The organism is Bifidobacterium saimiriisciurei, assembly GCF_010667655.1.
Taxonomy (GTDB): Bacteria; Actinomycetota; Actinomycetes; order Actinomycetales; family Bifidobacteriaceae; genus Galliscardovia; species Galliscardovia saimiriisciurei.
This window is the reverse complement of sequence record NZ_WHZU01000023.1, coordinates 1-18,260: the sequence shown is the minus strand read 5'-3', so window position 1 is coordinate 18,260 and position 18,260 is coordinate 1. Positions and strand designations below refer to the sequence as shown.

The following is an 18,260-nucleotide window of genomic DNA, read 5'->3' as shown; positions in this document are numbered from 1 at the left end:
CGCCGCATCGGAGATGACCGAGGTCATCACGCCGCACGAGCATGTGGTCGTCGGGCGGCACGGCGCCCACGCCGTGCACGCTCGACGCACCGAGGAGGACGACCGTCTCGGATTCGAGACGCACGACGGCAATACGCTTTCGCGCGCCCGACACGTACCGAATCTTGATACGCCGCCGACACCGGCCGCCGACGCGCCGCGAAGCGTGGCGTCGGCGCAGGCCGCGACATCGCAGCCCGTCGTTCCTCCGACGCCAAGCGTGCCGACCCCGCCGACGCGGACATGGCCCGCTCAGTCCGACGAAAGGAGCGCCCGATGAACACCTCGCTCCGTCAGCTGTTCACAGCCGTCATCGTGCTGTTCGCGGTGCTCGGCCTTTCCACCACGCGCCTGATGACCATCCAGGCGAACTCGCTGAACGCCGATCCCCGCAACGTCCGCGCGCTCTACCATGAGTACGGTGCGCCGCGAGGCTCCATCCTCGCCAGCGACGGCACCGTGCTCGCGAAATCCGAGAAGACCGATGACGCCTTCTCCTACCAGCGTTCGTATTCCAACGGTGCCGTGTATGCACCGGTCACCGGCTACTTCTCGGTGACGACGCGCGCCGACCGCGGCATCGAGGCCTCGCGCAACACCCTGCTCACCGGCGAGAACAGCTCGCTGTGGCTGAGCAAGTTCAAGTCGCTGTTCACCGGCGAGGAGAACAAGGGCGCGAACATCGAGACGTCCATCAGCCCGAAGCTGCAGAAGCTCGCCTACCAGCTGCTCGGCGACCAGCAGGGCGCCGTGGTGGCCATGGAGCCGAAGACCGGCCGCATCCTCGCCATGGTGAGCACGCCGAGCTACGACCCGAACGCGCTGGCCAGCCACAAGACCTCCGACGTGAGCTCGGCATACCAGAAGCTCATCGCAGACAAGAACAACCCCATGCTCAACCGCACGACCAACGAGCTGTACCCGCCCGGGTCCACGTTCAAGATCGTCGTGGCCGCGGCCGCACTGGAAAGCGGCGACTACGACACGAACACGTCCGTCGCCGCGGGAAGCTCGTACACACTCCCCGGCACGGTCACGCAGCTGACCAACACCAGCAGCGCCGCCGCCGGCTCGAACGGGAAGATCTCGCTCGAGGACGCGTTCGCATACTCCTCGAACACCGCGTTCGCCCAGCTCGGCGTGAAGCTCGGTCAGGAGAAGGTGGCCGCCCAGGCCAAGAAGATGGGCTTCGGCAGCTCCATCACCGTGGACGGCACCAGCTCCTCCGGACTGGTGAGCAAGGCCACGGCCTCGAAGTTCCCGGACAACGCCTCGCCCGACAAGCTCGCGCTGGCGTCGATCGGCCAGGGAGACACCCTGGAGACGCCGATGCTCAACGCCATGATCGCCTCCGCCGTGGCCAACGGCGGCAAGATGATGCAGCCCACGCTGGTCGACCGCGTGCGTGGCAGCGACCTGAGCGTGGTCTCGGAAAGCTCTCCCTCCACGTTCTCCCAGGCCTTCTCCGAAGACACCGCCAACAAGCTCAACACGATGATGCAGGCGGTGATCACCAAGGAGGACCCGCAGCTGCAGCTGGACGGCGTCAAGGTGGCCGCGAAGACCGGCACCGCGCAGATCGGCAACAACAGCACCAACGATTCGTGGATCACCGGATTCGCCCCCGCCGACGACCCCAAGATCGCCGTGGCCGTGGTGGTGCACAACGTCAACGCATTTGGTTCCGAAGCCGCCGGACCGATCATGCAGCAAATCATGCAGGAGGCTCTGAAGCAATGAGACTGATTGAGGGACAACTGATCCACAGACGCTACCGCCTGGATCAGCGACTGGCTCAGGGCGGTATGGGCGAGGTCTGGAAGGGCTATGACATCGAGCTTGAGCGCCCGGTGGCCATCAAGGCCCTGCGCACCGACATGGCCAACGAGGAGGCCAAGCTCAAGCGACTGCGCGCAGAGGCCCATAACTCCGCGAATCTCGCGCACCCGAACATCGCCGCATTGTTCGAATACTACGAGCACGACGGCATCGGCTTCCTCATCATGGAGTACGTGCCCAGCCAGTCGCTCGCCGAGATCTACAAGCAGCGCGGCGCGCTCGAGGCCACGGAGCTGCTGCCGATACTCATCCAGACGGCGCGCGGCCTCTATGTGGCGCATTCGCACGGCGTCATCCACCGCGACGTGAAGCCGGCGAACATCATGGTCTCCGATTCCGGCGAGGTGAAGATCACCGACTTCGGCGTCTCCTACTCGACGAATCAGGCGCAGATGACGCAGGACGGCATGGTGGTCGGCACGGCGCAGTACATCTCGCCGGAGCAGGCGCAGGGCGAGCAGGCCACGCCGCAGTCCGACATCTACTCGCTTGGCGTGGTGGCCTACGAGGGCCTGTGCGGCCATCGTCCGTTCACCGGCGCCACGCCCGTCGACATCGCGGCAGCGCATGTGAACGATCCGGTGCCACCGCTGCCGGCGTCCATCGACTGGCAGCTGCGTGAATTCGTGATGACCATGCTGGCCAAGGAGCCGCAGGACCGTCCGGCGAACGCCCTTGTGGTGTCTCGCACGCTGGCCAAGATCGAACGGCGGCTTCTCGACCAGGAGACGCCGGAGAATCTGGTGGACACACGTTCCGGACCGATAGGACGGCGCGTAAGCAGCGCGCCGCACCGGCCCATGCAACTGTTCTCGGCCGCGGACTGGGTGGCCAAGCAGACGCCTCAGCCGCCGGCACCGGCACCGCCGCAGGCACCATCAATGAATGACAACGTCGACAACCAACAAGCAGGGAAGGAAGGGTCACGATGAGTATGTACATACCAGCATCATTGGCCGGTGGACGGTACACCGTCGGCAACCTCATCGGACACGGCGGCATGGCGGAGGTCCATGTCGGCACGGACACCCGACTGGGACGTACCGTGGCCATCAAGATCATGCGCGCCGACCTGGCCGGCGACGCGATCTTCCTTGCGAGGTTCCGTCGTGAGGCGCACTCCGTCGCCATGCTCAACAATCCGAACATCGTCTCCATCTACGATTCCGGCGAGGAGGCGATCAAGGACGACGCCGGCCGATCGGTGAACGTTCCCTATCTGGTCATGGAGTTCGTGCAGGGACGCACGCTGCGCGACATCCTCAAGGAGAACGGCTCGCTGAGCCAGCGTGACGCCGAACAGGTGATGCTCGGCGTGCTGAGCGCGCTCGAGTACTCGCACCGCATGGGCATCATCCACCGCGACATCAAGCCCGGCAACATCATGATCAGCGACCAAGGCATGGTCAAGGTGATGGACTTCGGCATCGCACGCGCGCTGGACGACTCCTCCGCCACGATGACCCAGTCGCAGGGCGTGGTGGGCACCGCGCAGTATCTTTCCCCCGAGCAGGCCCGCGGCGAGAACGTGGACATGCGCTCCGACCTGTATTCCGCAGGCTGCGTGCTCTACGAGATGCTCACCGGACGGCCGCCATTCACCGGCGACTCCGCCGTGGCCATCGCCTACCAGCACGTCTCCGAGGTGGCGACGCCGCCGAGCGCCATCGTGCCGGGACTGCCGAAGCTGTGGGATTCCGTCTGCGCGAAGGCCATGGCCAAGGACCGTCAGAACCGGTACACCACGGCCACCGAATTCCGCAACGACATCCTCGCGCTGATGAACGGCGGCACGCCCGTTGCGGCCGCGTTCAACCCGCTCACCGACCTGACCAACATGAAGGCCCGCAAGGAGAGCGAGACCGCCACCATGCCGATGACGCCGGCGAACGGCGCCGCGGAGACCGTGGCGTTCAACCCGCTCGACACCGCGGCCGGCGATGAGAACCAGCTGTCGCGCAGCGCGCAGCGGGCGGCCACCGCCAAGGCGAAGAAGAAAAAGAAGACCATCGCCGCGATCATCGCCGTGCTGGCGGTCGTCGCCATCGGTCTGGGCGTCTGGTTCGCCGTGCAGGGCAGCAAGCCCAAGATGGCGACCGTGCCGACCATCACCGAACAGATGTCGAGCACGCTGGCGAAGGAGAAGATCGAATCGGCCGGCTTCACCTATGTGGAGAAGCAGGACAACGACTCCGACAAGGAGAAGGGCACCTTCACCAAGCAGAGCCCGAAGGGCGGCGCGCAGGCCGAGGAGGGCTCCACGGTGACCGTGTGGTTCTCGTCCGGCCCGAAGAAGGTGACCGTGCCCGATGTGAAGGGCGAGACGCAGGAGGAGGCCAAGGCCGAGCTGGAGAAGCTAGGCTTCAAGGTGAACGGCTCCGCCTCCGTCGAGGAAAGCGCCGATGTGGAGAAGGACATGGTCACCCGCACCGACCCCGCCTCCGGCACCACGCAGAACAAGGGCGCCTCCATCGTCATCTACATCTCCTCCGGCATGACGACCGTCCCCGATGGTCTTACCGGCCTTTCCGAGGACCAGGCCACGGCCAAGCTGCAGGCGGCCGGTCTGACGCCCACCATCCGTACGGCCTACTCCGATACGGTGGCGGCAGGCATGGTGCTGCGCGTCGACCCGGGATCCGGCACCAAGGTCGATCAGGGCTCGTCCGTGACGATGTACGTCTCGCAGGGCAAGGAGAAGGTGACCGTGCCGTCCATCGACACCAGCGGCTCCACCACGCTGTCCTCCGCAACGCAGCAGCTTACGGCGGCCGGATTCAAGGTGTCGGTCAGCGGCGACAAGTCCGACAACGCCGTGGTGACGGGCATCAATCCGGCGGGCGGCACGCAGGTCGACAAGGGCGCCACGATCACCCTGACCACCAAGGCGCCGTCGACATCATCGACCGAGAACAGCACCGAATCGCCGAGCCCGACACCGACGGACACCGCAAGCGGTGAAACCAGTCAATGACGGATCGACGATAGGCACCAACGACAAGGCGGCGGTCGCTTCCCAACGGGGAGCGACCGCCGCCTTGTCTATGACGAACGATGAACGACGAATACGAACGGCAAATATGATTGGCGGCTGATATCAACGATCATCAGCCGCCATCGTATTGCCGTCAACGACGGCGTATTGGCATCGACGTCTATGCCGCTACGCCGCGACCTTGGGCTTGAGACCGGCGGAACGGGCGACCGCGGACTTCTGGCCGCAGACGGCCAGCCAGTTGGCCAGCAGACGGTATCCGCCCTCGGTCATCACCGATTCCGGATGGAACTGCACGGCGTACATCGGCAGCCCCTTCACGCGGATGCCCTGCACGATATGGTCCTCCACGGTCTGCGCCGTCACCTCCAACGTGTCGGGCACGCTGTCGGGCTCCACGGCCAGCGAATGGTAGCGGGTGGCGGTCATCGGATTCGGCACGCCCTCGAAGATCTCGTCGTTGTTGTGCTCGATGAGGCTGGTCTTGCCATGCATGATCGTGGGAGCATGGCTCACCGTGCAGCCGAAGACCTCGGCGAGCGCCTGCAGTCCCAGGCACACGCCGAACATCGGCTTATGCTCCTTGGCGCACAGGCGAATCACGTCCTCGCTTACGCCGGACTCCGCCGGGGCGCCGGGGCCGGGGGAGATCAGCACGCCGTCGTAGTCGTCGAGCAGGCCCGGCTTCGCGGGATCGAGGGCGTCGTTGCGCACCACCGTCACCGTGGCGCCCAGCGTCTCCACGTATCCGACGATGGTGTAGACGAACGAATCATAGTTGTCGATGACCAGAATCCTCGCCGAGTCCTCGGGAAGGGCGGAATCCGCGGCTGCATTGTTCATAATCTGCTCCTGAATGCCGGCGGTGCACGTGCATCTCGCGCAATGCAGACGCATACGCATCGCCGACCATTGCTCTGTGACTACTACTCTATGGCTACTCTACGGCAACGAAGTTGGACGTCACCTGCAGATACGGAATATTGGACGCCGCCCACGGGAAGCCCCATTCGAACAGGCATGCGACGACCGTGAGGAACACGATGATCATCAGCACCCAGCGGATGGCCAGGGGGCCGGGCTGATGACGGTACATCCAACCGTAGATGCTGGCGCCCGGCGCACGGCGGTGGCCGGTGCGCAGCGCCTTGAGCGCCGGATACCGCCAGGCGATCAGCGCGGCCAGATACACCACGATGTAGGCGATGGCCAATCCGATGATCAGCTGCGTCATCGATGCGGAGAGCTTGGCCAGCGGGGACGACTCCCCCTGCGAGAACTCCACCGCGCCGGATGCGTCGCCCGTGCTCAGCTCCTTCGGCACGCCGTCGGACACCTTGGCCCAGTAGTCGAACTTGCCATAGGAGATCCAACGATGCGTCGCCGTGGTGTAGCGCGGCTCGCACGTGGTGAGCGTCACGTACCGGTCGGTGGGCGTCTTGCCGGGCTCGTTCGGCACGGCGGCGATCACCTCGGTGTGTTCGGGGGTGACGATCTTGTAGTCGGTATACGTGTAGACGTACCAGTAGTTCTTGGTGCGGATGATGATCTTGTCGCCCTTCTGCAGGGTATCGACGTGGGCGAGCGGCTCGCCGTAGCCGGAACGGTGGCCCGCGATGGCCACGTTGCCGAGCTCACCCGGCATCTGCGTTTCGGGATAATGGCCGAGGCCGTGACGGGAGAGCTGATAGGCGTCCGTGCCCTCGACCACGTTGCGGTGCCATGCGGAACCGAAGCGGGGCACATACAGCTGCGCCACGAGGTCGCCGGTGTTCGCCGACTTCGGCTCGACCGGAGGCTCGCCGGACTGCGCCTTGGCGATGCTATAGCCCGAACCGCCCTGCTTGGGATTCACCCACGAGACGTCCTGACGCTGATCGGCCTGCGCCTGTTCGGCCTCGACGCCCGTCCACCACAGCTGCCATGCGATATACAACGCCAACACCGCGGCCAGGGTGAGCAGGATCTCCCCGATGATGCCGAGCACGGACGATGCCACGGAATTCGAACCGCCCCGGACGCCGGAGTCGCGACGAGACGCGACATTCGTAGCTCTTGCCATATCACTGTTCCTTCTTTACCTTCGCGTATTTCAGCGCCTGCAACGATGACGTCGTCGCAGGGAACCGTAGGTCGTCGACGCGTTCCATCTTCCACCCCAGTCCGATGGACGCGACATATTCCTTATACACCTGAACCGTCGGCGAATCATCCAATGCGCGCACCATGTCCTCCTGCGGACCGATGGCGGATATCCTGAACGGCGGGGCATAGCGCTTGCCTTGCAGCAGCAGGACATTGCCCACACAGCGAACAGCGGAGTTATACAGCACGCGCTGGTCCTCGATCATCATCGTCTCGGCGCCGCCGGCCCACAGCGCGTTCACCACGCCCTCGATGTCCTGCTGATGCACGACATAGTCGTTGATGTCGGCGGACGACCCCGTATCGCCGACCTTGCTCTGCCACAGCGGGGAATCGTCGAGCGTGACCGTAAGCCCCGGCCCATGGACGGCGGGCAGTTTCGTTCCCGAACCGGCGTCCTCGCCCTTCGGAACGGAGGAACTGGTGGTCAATGCCTTCAACGCGTCGATCTGCGTACTGAGGCCATCGATTTCTGACTGCAGCTGGTTCACATGCTTCGATCGTTCGTTCAGCAGCTGCGAGGTATCGGAATTGACCGTCACGGAACGGTTCACACGCACATTCACGGTCAGCAGATAGCCGGCCAGCGCCAGAATGACGGCGACAACGAGCGAGCCCGCAATGGACTTGCGGGCGACGTGCCTGCCACCGTGCTTTCCCATGTTTGCCTTACTATTGAACTCGTCTTTTCGACTGTTTCCACTCTAGTCATTACTATGACTAGTAGCTTACGTTAAAGGAGTATCCTCTTATGGCTGAAAAGGACGAGCAGAAGCTCGACGAAACCAAGACCGACGCCGACGCCGTCGAGCAGTCCGAAGAGACCGCAGTCGCCGAGTCCGCCGACACCGACGAGACCGCCAGCGACGCCGCCGGCACCAAAGAAGCGGCCGAAGGCGCCGAGAACGACGCCGAATCCGAGTCCGACGATGATGACGAGTCCGGCAAGGGCGACGACGATAAGGACGACGAAGAGGAAAACGAGGAAGACGTCTACGGCCTGTCGATGGACAAGGTCGAGGCCGTGCTGAGCAAGTCCGCCGACGAGTCGGCCATGACCCCGCAGATGCGCAAGATGTTCGCCCGCCAGCAGGAAAGCACGAAGCGCGTGGAGGAATCCATCAAGGGCACGAAGTCGAATCCGTCGTGGTTCGTTCCGGTGTTCTGCGCCCTGCTGATCATCGGCCTCATCTGGGTCGTCGTCTACTACATGACCGGCAAGTACCCGATTCCGGGCATCGACGCATGGAATCTGGCCATCGGCTTCGCCATCATGCTCGTCGGCTTCCTGATGACGATGGGATGGCACTGACGGACGCACTGACAGACGATTGAGGAATGCCTGTCATCAGACGGATTCCCAATACGACGTCGTCCCGCACGGCAGGCCTGCAAGGCCGTCGTACGGGACGACGTTTTTTCATATGAAAGCACGAATATCGCGGATCATCCCATCACGGGGATGAGGCACCAGACGCCCACGGCCACGATGACCGCCAACAACGGCAGGCCATAGACCAGCGAACGCACGGTGAGGCTCTTGCCACGCGTCAGCGGCAGGCTGGAGGTGAGCAGCCACGTATACAGGCCGCCGATGAGGAAGCCGCCGACGTGCGCCTGCCACGCGATGCCGGGATACAGGAGCGGCAAAGCGAAGTTGATGGCCACCCACACGATTATGGACGTGATGTCGGCGCCGATGCGCCGATAGACGATCAGAATGGCCGCGAACAGACCGAACAAGGCTCCCGAAGCGCCGTATACCGACACCACCCAGCCGGAGCCACCGGGGTAGAGGCGCGCCCACAGCAGCAACGCAAGATCGCCGCCGATGCCGGACAGCAGATACATGCCCAGGAAGCGCCAGTGGCCGAGCATGCGCTCCAGCACCGGACCGATCGACCACAGCATAAGCATGTTGAACAGCAGGTGGAAGATGCCCGGCTCGTGCATGAACATCGATGTTATGAGCGTCCACGGATAGTGCGGCACCACGGCCGGCGTAAGCATGCCGAGGCTCAGCACGGCGTTCAGCAGCACGGGGGAAAGGAACCGGGCGATGATCTCCACGGCCCATACGAGCACGCAGATCAGGATGATGGCCTGGGTGATGACCGGGCCTCCGTTGCGCCACTCACGACGGATGGCGTCCTTGTTGAACAGCTCCCGCGCCGTGGGGGAGTTGGGGAACAGACGAAATCGTTGACTCATGGTCACCACTGTATTGCACGTTCCGTATCGCGGGAAGGCCCCGTCCCGAGACGGCGGCGTGATGAAGCCGAGTCGAAGCGGCGGGTTCGAGACGACGGGTTCGAGACGACGGGCTTGGCGTCGGAATTCGGGAGGCCGATGGACACGGTGTCTCATCGACCTGCGAACACGGCGGCGAGGGAAAACACAGCTTCGCCACAACGTCGGCTTAGAATGGAGACCAATGGTCTGAATGGGCAGATCGTAAACCTTTGAAAGGAGCCATCATGGAGAACAGGTCGTCGAACGGGTGGAAGTTCTTCGCGCTTCTGTTCGGTGCGCTGCTGGCCGGTCTTGCGGCGCTGTACGTGTACAAGCAGCAGAATCCCGAATACGATCCGTGGGAGGAGCCGTGGGAGAACAGCTCGTCGCCGGTCGATCTTGGCATCGCCAAGAAGGAGGCCGCGGACGAGGACGACGCCGAAGGTGACGCCGAGGCCGAGCCGGCCGTCGACTGATCGTCGCCGCGATCATTCGTCGATTTCGTTCGTGATTCCGAATTTCGTTCGTGATTCCGGTAATTCGATAATTCGATGCACCGCCGTTGATGGGCTTACGCCCGTCACGGCGGTTTTTTGATGCGATTCGTACGTAAACTCATGCACGAATCATGAGATATGCGTGTATCCGTCGATTCGTGGATTCCTCGGACGTTCACGAATATGCATATATCCACTTATTCAAAGATTCGTGAATCTCATGGCACTGCACGAACGCATAATCAGACGCATTTCCGATGATTCATGTGCTTAAATTCGATGCACGAATCGTGAGATACATGAATATTCGACGATTCATGTTTTCCAAACGTGTGCGCGAATCTGCGATTACCCACGTATTCGATGATTCGCGCGATGAATATTCGCGCATAAATATTGAATTACCGTACTATCTGATGATTCGTGCGTTCCTAGGGAATTCGAGAATATTGCGATATACGTATATCTAGCAATTCGTGAACGTCGACGAATACAGACGAATACAACAGGGGGTCGTCCTCGTGTGAATCCACGAAGACAACCCCCATACGCTCTGTCAGTCAGCGAGCGGAAGCGAGCTTGCCGGGACGATGATGCGTGTGTCCTCTAGGCGTGAAGAACGAAGGCGTACAAAGGTACGTCGAGTTCTCCACAACGACGAGGACACTCCATCATCAGGAGAGCGGACCGGTGTGCCAGATGTGCGGAGCCGTCAAGCCGGCAGTCCAGTGGACTGCCGGTAGGCGACGCTGAGCGCGATTCATCGAGCGCTCAGTATGCAGACTGCACGCATTTGGTGCACTGGTCTGCTGGCCGTCAGGCCAGGGGACCGGTGTGCCAGATTCGCTCGAGATAATCCTCGATCGAGCGGTCGGAGCTGAAGTAGCCGGTGTTGGCCACGTTGAGGATGGCCTTGCGGTTCCAGGCGTCCTGATCGCGGTAGAGGTCCTCGATCTCGTACTGGATGTCGGCGTAGGAGGTGAAGTCGGCGAGGGTCATGAAGTAGTCCTTGGTGAGCCAGTCGGCGACGAGCGGCGCGTAGGTGTTGCGGTCGCCGTCGGAGAAGGCCCCGTTGGAGATCATGTCGATTGCCATCTTCAGACGCGGGTCGGCCTCGTAGTACTTGGCCGGGTCGTAGCCCTTCTCGTAGAGGTCCTCGACCTCGTCGACGGTCATGCCGAAGAGGAAGAAGTTGTCGGCGCCGACCTTCTCGCGAATCTCGACGTTGGCGCCGTCGAGGGTGCCGACGGTGAGGGCGCCGTTGAGGGCGAACTTCATGTTGCCGGTGCCGGACGCCTCCTTGCCGGCCTGCGAGATCTGCTCGTCGAGCTCGGTGGCCGGGATGAGGTGCTGGGCGAGACGCACGTTGTAGTTGGCGGGGAAGTGCACGGCCAGCTTGCCCTTGACGTCGGGGTCGTTGTTGACGACGCGGGCGACGTTGTTGATGAGCTGGATGGTGAGCTTGGCCATGTAGTAGCCCGGGGCGGCCTTGGCGCCGAAGAAGACGGTGCGCGGCAGGACGTCGTCCACGTTGATGGTGCCGTTCTTGATGGCGGCGTAGCGGGCGATGAGGGCGAGGATCTTCAGCGACTGGCGCTTGTACTCGTGCAGGCGCTTGACCATGGTGTTGAACATGGTGTCGGGGTTGGCTTCGAAGCCGTAGCGGTCCTTGGCGAAGTTGGCGAAGGCGACCTTGTTGGCGTGCTTGACTTCGGCGAACTTCTTGACGAACTCGGGGTCGTCGGCCAGCGGGACGAGGCCCTGGAGCAGGTCGAGGTCGCTCAGCCACTTGTCGGTGCCGAGGCCCTCGGTGATGAGGTTCGACAGACGCGGGTTGGCGAGACGGATGAAGCGACGCGGGGTGACGCCGTTGGTGACGTTGGTGAACTTCTTCGGGAAGAGGTCGGAGAAGTCGCGCAGGGTGACGTCCTTGAGCAGCTGGGAGTGCAGCTCGGCGACGCCGTTGACGTGGGAGCCGCCGGCGGTGGCCAGGTAGGCCATGCGGACCTGCGGGTCATCGCCCTCGGTGACGATGCGCATGCGGTTGATGCGCTCCTTGTCGCGGGTGAGGCCCTTGAGCTCCTCGAGGAAGTGGTCGTTGATCTCGTTGATGATCTCGAGATGACGCGGCAGCAGCTCGCCGATGAGGCGGGCCGGCCAGACCTCCAGCGCTTCCGGAAGCAGCGTGTGGCAGGTGTAGTTGAAGGTCTTGGTGGTGATGTCCCAGGCGGTATCCCAGTCGTAGCCGTATTCGTCGATGAGGACGCGCATGAGCTCGGGGATGCCGATGACGGGGTGGGTGTCGTTGAGCTGGAACGTGATCTTGTTCGGGAACGTGGTCAGGTCCGGCTTGTCCTGGCCGGGGTAGAACACGCGGATGGCGTCGTGGATGGACGCGGCCACGAAGAAGTACTGCTGCTCGAGACGCAGGCGCTTGCCCTGCGGGGTGGAGTCCTCCGGGTAGAGGATCTTGGAGATGTTCTCGGCCTCGACCTGCGGCTTGACGGCGTCGAGGTACTCGCTCTTGTTGAAGGTGAGCAGGTCGAACTCGTCGTAGGACTTGGCGCTCCACAGGCGAAGCGTGTTCACACGGCCGGACTTGTAGCCGGGGACCATGTAGTCGACGGGCACGGCGCGCACGGACCAGGCCGGCTTCCAGACCTTCTTGCCATCCTCTTCGACGACCTGGCCGCCGAAGTTGACCTTCTGGGAGCGGTTGTAGTCGATGTGGCCCCACGGCTCCTCGTTGGCGAGCCAGTAGTCGGGGCGCTCGACCTGCTTGCCCTCGGCATCGAACTCCTGCTTGAAGATGCCGTACTTGTACTGGATGCCGTAGCCGAAGGCCGGCACGCCCAGCGAGGCGAGGGAGTCGATGAAGCAGGCGGCGAGACGGCCGAGACCGCCGTTGCCGAGGCCCGGCTCGTATTCGGAATCGACGACGAGCTGCGGATCGTGGCCAAGGGCCTTGACCGCGTCGTCGAACTCGGCGAGCATGCCGAGGTTCAGCAGGGCGTTGCGCAGCTGCTTGCCCATGAGGAATTCGGCGGAAAGGTAGCCGACGGCCTTGGTGCTGCCGTTGACCATGTCCTTCTGCGTGGTCGCCCAGGAATCCACGAGGTGACGACGCACGGCGAGGGATGCGGCGACGTAGATGTCGGCGTCCGTGGCCTGCTCGACGGTGATGCCCTGCGCGTACTTCAGCTGTTCCTTGATTTCATTGGTGAACTGTTCGGTGGTCACCGGGGACTTCGGTGCGGTTTGCTCGGTCATAAGCACTCTTTCTCGTGAGAATATCTCCCGCTAGACATTATGCGTCTGCAAAAGGCGACTCTGCCTAGCTCCCAGATGAATTCTGGATTACGAATACACCTGTTTGAGACCAACAATATCTGATTATACACATAGAACGTGCAAATCGTAGTTTTTTCAATGGAGCAAACGCTGGCGCAAATCATCGCGGGCAGGTGCTGCCGACAGGGTATCGCCGGTGGGGCGGACGCCGGGCGCGCGCACGAGCTACGTATGCGCGGGTCGCGTATGCATAAGTCAGTCATGTATACATGAATCACGTATGCACAAGTCATGGGAGAATGTGCGTATGGCATCCATATTGAGCAAAGACCTGCCGGAAGGCGAAAGCGCGCTGGCCCGGTGGCGGGACGCCGCCACGGCCGGCGACGACGTCGATGCGCTGCCGCGCCGCACATGGGCGATGGCCACGCGATACGCGTTGTATCTCATGGAACGGCGGGCGCCGGGGGAGGGCGTCGAAGTCCGTGTGGCACCGTGGGGAGCGATAAAGATCCTCGAGGGGCCGGCTTCGGACCCGCACAACCTCACGCCGCCCGACGTCATCGAATTGGAACCGGATGTGTGGCTGCGGCTCGTCTGCGGCATCACGACGTGGGACGAGGAGAGGGACGCCGGTCATATCAGCGCGGTGGGGGAGCGCGACGATCTTTCCGATCTGCTGCCGTTAGTGTGAAAAAATCGGGCGATGCGTTCATCCGCATCGCCCGATCGGCGTATGTCATATCGACTCGTATTGATTTTCGATTCGTATCGACGTAGTCAACGTATATCGCCGTCGCGTCACGTATCGCCGCGAATCAGTCGGCCTTGGCCGACGGTTTCCTCGCGGCGGTCTTGCGCGCGGCCGGCTTCCTGGCGGCCGGCTTCGACGTCGACTTCTTCGCCGCCCCATCCTGCGGAGCATCCTCCGACTGCGGCGCGGCCGGCTTCACGTTCTTCTTCAAAGCGGAAGGCATCGGCATGGGAATCGGCTTACGACGAACCGGGGCCTTGACCACCGGCTTCTCCTCGGCCTTCTTCGCGGCCTCGGCGGCCCACTGCGCGTACTCGTCCAAGTCCTCTTCATTCACGGAGCTCACGGCATCATCGTGATCGTGAGAGTGAATCTGAGTTTCGATGGAAGCGAACGGATCCGCAGCGGATGGAGTGACCTCATCCTGGCTGGAGAGCTCCTTCGCCAGCTCATCATAATCGGTATCAGTGGTGAGGTACTTGAGCTTCCGGGCAATTCGCGTCTGCTTAGCCTTCTGACGTCCGCGGCCCATCTGACCCCCTTCGCCAGTCTCATTGTGCCCTAGGCAACATGTTTCCTAATTCATCACATAAGAGAGTACCACTTATTACGCGATGTCGGCTCAGACTTTTACGATTAGAGCGTTATTTTTCAATACCTTCAATAAATACGGGTTGGTGTGCAATGGCGGAAGATCAGCAGTTGACGGCAGCAGGCAACGAAATGAGCGCAAGTTTCCTCGCGGCGAAAAAGCGTTCGGACGCCACGCTGGCCAAGCTTGAGGAGAACCCCGGCAAGTTCACCATGCTCACCGGCGACCGCCCGACCGGACGACTCCACCTCGGCCATTACTTCGGCTCCATCAAGGAGCGCGTGGCCATGCAGAACCGTGGCGTGAACACCAACATCATCATCGCCGACTACCAGGTCATCACCGACCGCGACACCACCGAGCACATCGAGGACAACGTGCTCAACCTCGTGCTCGACTACATGGCCGCCGGCATCGACCCGACGAAGACCATGATCTTCACCCACTCCGCCGTGCCGGCCGAGAACCAGCTCATGCTGCCGTTCCTCTCGCTCGTCACCGAGGCCGAGCTGCACCGCAACCCGACCGTGAAGTCCGAGATGGAGGCCTCCGGCCACGCCCTGACCGGCCTGCTGCTCACCTACCCGGTGCACCAGGCATGCGACATCCTCTTCTGCAAGGCCAACGTCGTGCCGATCGGCAAGGACAACCTGCCGCACGTGGAGATCACGCGCACCATCGCACGCCGCTTCAACGAGCGCTTCGCCAAGAAGAACCCCGTGTTCCCCGAGCCTTCCGCCATCCTCTCCGACGCCCCCGAGATCCCCGGTCTCGACGGCCGCAAGATGAGCAAGTCCTACGGCAACTCCATCATGCTCGGCGCCACCGCCGAGGAGACCGCCAAGCTCATCAAGAAGAGCCCCACCGACTCCGAGCGCCGCATCACGTTCGACCCGGTCAACCGTCCGCAGGTCTCCGCCCTGCTCACCACCGCCGGTCTCGTCACCGGCCGTGACCCCAAGGAGATCGCCGAGGAGATCGGCGATTCCGGTGCCGGCGCGCTCAAGAAGTACGTCACCGAATCCGTCAACGAGTTCCTCGCCCCGCATCGCGAGCGCCGCGCCGAACTCGCCAAGGACATGGACACCGTGCGCGACATCCTCCACGACGGCAACAAGCGCGCCAACGCCATCGCCGAGGAGACGCTGGATGAGGTGCGCTCCGCCATGGGCATGAAGTACTGAGTTCTTGCGTAATGGAGTGTCTTCCGCGTTGCAGGAGGCTCGACGTATGTCAATACGCCTTCGTCTCCTGCGCCTTGAAGCCGCACGCATTACGCAAAAACTCATACCGGTAACGGAGCGCCTTCCGCTCCTTGGTACCGCACGCGTGAGTAAAACCCGCCACAGGGAATCCTACGTGGCGGGTTTTGCGTATCCGTACGTTATAACCGACGCCATGGAACGCTACGCGTCGGTTATAACGTACGGATGCGCAATAACCGACACTGACGGTGACCATGCGTCAGGTTTTTCGCATGCGTGCGTTATAACCACCGCGTAGAAAGTACATCAGACGAATACGTCACAGCAGTCAATTGGGCTTGTGGGCCCTATTCGGGTTTGTGGACCTATTCGCACGCGAAAAGGCCAGCCCATCGTGATCGTCAGGCACCACCGACGCCGTCAGGCGTCGAACTCCTCACAGCGGTAGTCGCGCCAGTCGGGGAGGGGCCGGTGGTTGCGCACGGCCGTCTGGATGTCGCCGTAGTAATGCAGTTTGCGCAGGATGTGGGCGTAGGCCTCGTCAAGGGCCTTGCGCTGTTCCGCGAGCGCGTCGCGCCGTTCGCCCAGCAGCGTCATGATCTCGTCGATATGGCCGGGCTCGTCGTCTTCATAGGCGAAGAACCGGCGCAGCTCGTCGATGCTCATGCCCGCGTGCTTGAAGCAGCAGATCGTGCGCATACGGTTGATGTGGCATTGGCGGTAGACTCGCTGGCCCTTGGCATCGCGGCCGACGTTGGTGAGCAGGCCGGCGTCTTCGTAGTATCGCAGCGCGGACGTCTGCATGTGGAACATGCGTGCGACCTCGCGAATGGAGTAGGTGGGTTCGGTCGTCGTGTCGGAATCTTCGGCGGGCGCCGTCGCTCGGTCGGTCATCGGCTCGTCGGTCATTACATCGGTCGTCATGATTTCCTCGGACTCTTTTCTCAGTGAACATCACGATTTGCATTCAAGCTTACTTGAAGTGTGAGTATAGGGTCGGAACGCAGGACATCCACCAATGAAGGAGTACCGATGTTTGAACCGACCACCGTCTACACGCCGTCACCCACGCGCTACGACGACATGACCTACAACCGCTGCGGCAATTCCGGACTGAAGCTGCCGGCGCTGTCGTTGGGGTTCTGGCACAACTTCGGCGACATCACGCCGTACGAGCATATGAAGCAGCTGGTGTTCACGGCGTTCGACAACGGCATCACGCATTTCGACCTGGCAAACAACTACGGCCCGGAGCCGGGCGCGGCGGAACGCAACTGCGGCAAGCTGCTGCATCAGTATTTCCGCGCCCATCGCGACGAGCTCATCATCAGCACGAAGGCCGGCTATGAGATGTGGCAGGGGCCATACGGCGACTGGGGAAGCCGCAAGTATCTGCTGGCGAGCCTCGACCAGAGCCTCGAACGACTGGGATTGGATTACGTGGACATCTTCTACCATCATCGTCCCGACCCGGAGACGCCGCTTGAGGAGACGATGGGCGCGTTGGCGCAGGCGGTGAGCAGCGGCAAGGCGCTGTATGTAGGCCTTTCGAATTACGACGGCCCGACGATGGAACGCGCGTCGGCGATTCTGCAGGAGATGCACGTGCCGTTCGTCATCAATCAGAACCGTCTGAACATCTTCGATCGCAAGCCCGCGGACAATGGCCTGCTTGATTCGGCGCTGAAGCTTGGCAAGGGCGTGATCACGTTCAGCCCGCTGGCGCAGGGACTGCTGACGAACCGCTATCTCAACGGGGTCCCGGAGGACAGCCGCATGAAGGCCGACGGCCGGTTCCTGCACGCGGACGTGCTGACCGACGCGAAGCTCGGCCAGATTCGCGCGTTGAACGAGTTGGCGTCCGACCGCGGTCAGACGCTGGCGGAGATGTCGGTGGCGTGGCTGCTGCATCATCCGGCCGTGACGAGCGTGCTCGTGGGCGCTTCCAAGCCGCAGCAGATCCTCGACAACATCGGCGCGCTGAAGAACACCGAGTTCTCCGAGGATGAGCTGCAGCGCATCGACGAGATCGCGCTGGGGAAGTGAGCCTGCGTCAGGAAGTGATTGGTGTCGCCGAATGACACAACTGCGATTGTCCGGCTGGTTCCCGTTTTGTGGCATGGAGTGCTGTGGTCGTCACATTTGACGTTCCATGCCATGTGATGCTGTCAAGGAACGTAATAATCGCATTTAATGATGTTCGCTGCCATGACTCGCTGCCATGACTCCATGGCAGCGAACGCATTTTTCATGGCATTCGCGCATTCGGTGACGCAATATCATGACACCGAATGCACCATTCGCGATATCGATGATTCCGTGACACGGAACAATAATATTGATGCAGGAGAATCGTTGATTTTTCAAGGATTCTCCTGCCGTGATACGTCGGAAATATGTCACGGAATCAATATATTTCGAAGAATACGACTCCGTGACAGAGGATTCTGACATGGAATGTGATTATTGCCGAATATGACGTTCCATGGTAAATGATTCACGCAAAATGCGTGGGGATCAACTCCCCTCAGACCGCCTACGGCGGCCAGCTCCCCTCAATCATGAGGGGAGCCAAAATACTGCCACCCCACCGAAGACGAAGGCGTACGAAGGTACGTCGAAGTTCGCAGCAACGAAGTTAACGCCTCATAGAGAAAATCGCCGGATAACG

Annotated in this window: 15 protein-coding genes and 1 pseudogene; 9 read left to right on the top strand and 7 right to left on the bottom strand. The window is 62.1% G+C overall.

What is annotated here, in order from left to right; all coding sequences use genetic code 11:
• The 4 genes from GFD18_RS10510 to pknB form a co-directional block, all read left to right on the top strand.
• On the top strand, positions 1–319 hold a 319-nt coding region (locus GFD18_RS10510), incomplete at its 5' end, for a hypothetical protein (RefSeq protein WP_225433078.1).
• Positions 316–1,779 (top strand): peptidoglycan D,D-transpeptidase FtsI family protein, encoded by a 1,464-nt coding sequence (locus tag GFD18_RS10505; protein ID WP_100510402.1) that lies wholly within the window; start codon positions 316–318, stop codon positions 1,777–1,779. The genes GFD18_RS10510 and GFD18_RS10505, both read left to right, overlap by 4 nt.
• On the top strand, positions 1,776–2,810 hold the full coding sequence (locus tag GFD18_RS10500) for a serine/threonine-protein kinase (protein WP_100510401.1): 1,035 nt from the start codon (positions 1,776–1,778) through the stop codon (positions 2,808–2,810). The genes GFD18_RS10505 and GFD18_RS10500 overlap by 4 nt, the downstream gene beginning before the upstream one ends.
• Positions 2,807–4,852: a Stk1 family PASTA domain-containing Ser/Thr kinase gene (gene pknB / locus GFD18_RS10495; RefSeq protein WP_100510400.1), complete on the top strand. Its 2,046-nt coding sequence runs from the start codon at positions 2,807–2,809 to the stop codon at positions 4,850–4,852. Before GFD18_RS10500 ends, pknB begins: the two co-directional genes overlap by 4 nt.
• Positions 4,853–5,041: 189 nt before the next feature.
• On the opposite strand, the gene GFD18_RS10490 is transcribed toward pknB, so the two are convergent.
• The 3 genes from GFD18_RS10490 to GFD18_RS10480 all read right to left on the bottom strand — a co-directional run bounded on the left by GFD18_RS10490 (position 5,042) and on the right by GFD18_RS10480 (position 7,680).
• A complete protein-coding gene (locus tag GFD18_RS10490; protein ID WP_100510399.1) occupies positions 5,042–5,716 on the bottom strand; it encodes an anthranilate synthase component II in 675 nt (224 codons plus the stop codon).
• 94 nt (positions 5,717–5,810) lie between these two features.
• Entirely contained in the window at positions 5,811–6,935 is a 1,125-nt protein-coding gene (locus GFD18_RS10485; protein WP_100510398.1) for a class E sortase, read from the bottom strand.
• Between the two features lies 1 nt (position 6,936).
• A complete protein-coding gene (locus tag GFD18_RS10480; RefSeq protein ID WP_163198900.1) occupies positions 6,937–7,680 on the bottom strand; it encodes a DUF881 domain-containing protein in 744 nt (247 codons plus the stop codon).
• Between the two features lie 89 nt (positions 7,681–7,769).
• Between GFD18_RS10480 and crgA the strand changes: the two genes are divergently transcribed.
• Positions 7,770–8,330, top strand: coding sequence for a cell division protein CrgA (gene crgA, locus GFD18_RS10475; RefSeq protein ID WP_163198898.1), 561 nt, complete (start codon positions 7,770–7,772; stop codon positions 8,328–8,330).
• Between the two features lie 134 nt (positions 8,331–8,464).
• Here the strand turns inward: crgA and GFD18_RS10470 are convergent, their stop codons facing one another.
• A complete protein-coding gene (locus GFD18_RS10470; RefSeq protein ID WP_100510501.1) occupies positions 8,465–9,229 on the bottom strand; it encodes a rhomboid family intramembrane serine protease in 765 nt (254 codons plus the stop codon).
• 266 nt (positions 9,230–9,495) lie between these two features.
• Here GFD18_RS10470 and GFD18_RS10465 point away from each other — a divergent pair, with 266 nt between their 5' ends.
• Positions 9,496–9,726: a hypothetical protein gene (locus GFD18_RS10465; RefSeq protein ID WP_100510395.1), complete on the top strand. Its 231-nt coding sequence runs from the start codon at positions 9,496–9,498 to the stop codon at positions 9,724–9,726.
• An 837-nt stretch (positions 9,727–10,563) separates the two neighbouring features.
• Here GFD18_RS10465 and GFD18_RS10460 read toward each other — a convergent pair.
• The gene (locus GFD18_RS10460) at positions 10,564–13,017 is read right to left on the bottom strand and encodes a glycogen/starch/alpha-glucan phosphorylase (RefSeq protein ID WP_163198896.1); all 2,454 of its coding nucleotides are present in this window, start codon (positions 13,015–13,017) and stop codon (positions 10,564–10,566) included.
• Positions 13,018–13,345: 328 nt separating this feature from the next.
• Between GFD18_RS10460 and GFD18_RS10455 the strand changes: the two genes are divergently transcribed.
• A complete protein-coding gene (locus GFD18_RS10455; RefSeq protein WP_100510500.1) occupies positions 13,346–13,732 on the top strand; it encodes a sterol carrier family protein in 387 nt (128 codons plus the stop codon).
• A 253-nt stretch (positions 13,733–13,985) separates the two neighbouring features.
• Here GFD18_RS10455 and GFD18_RS10450 read toward each other — a convergent pair.
• Positions 13,986–14,324, bottom strand: a pseudogene (locus tag GFD18_RS10450) (DUF3073 domain-containing protein); the annotation flags it as partial.
• Between the two features lie 152 nt (positions 14,325–14,476).
• Between GFD18_RS10450 and trpS the strand changes: the two are divergent.
• Positions 14,477–15,568: a tryptophan--tRNA ligase gene (gene trpS / locus GFD18_RS10445; protein WP_163198892.1), complete on the top strand. Its 1,092-nt coding sequence runs from the start codon at positions 14,477–14,479 to the stop codon at positions 15,566–15,568.
• Positions 15,569–16,009: 441 nt separating this feature from the next.
• Here the strand turns inward: trpS and GFD18_RS10440 are convergent, their stop codons facing one another.
• The gene (locus GFD18_RS10440) at positions 16,010–16,483 is read right to left on the bottom strand and encodes a MerR family transcriptional regulator (RefSeq protein WP_163199005.1); all 474 of its coding nucleotides are present in this window, start codon (positions 16,481–16,483) and stop codon (positions 16,010–16,012) included.
• 138 nt (positions 16,484–16,621) lie between these two features.
• Here GFD18_RS10440 and GFD18_RS10435 point away from each other — a divergent pair, with 138 nt between their 5' ends.
• Positions 16,622–17,635, top strand: a complete 1,014-nt coding sequence (locus GFD18_RS10435; protein WP_163198891.1) for an aldo/keto reductase — start codon at positions 16,622–16,624, stop codon at positions 17,633–17,635.
• Positions 17,636–18,260 lie beyond the last annotated feature (625 nt).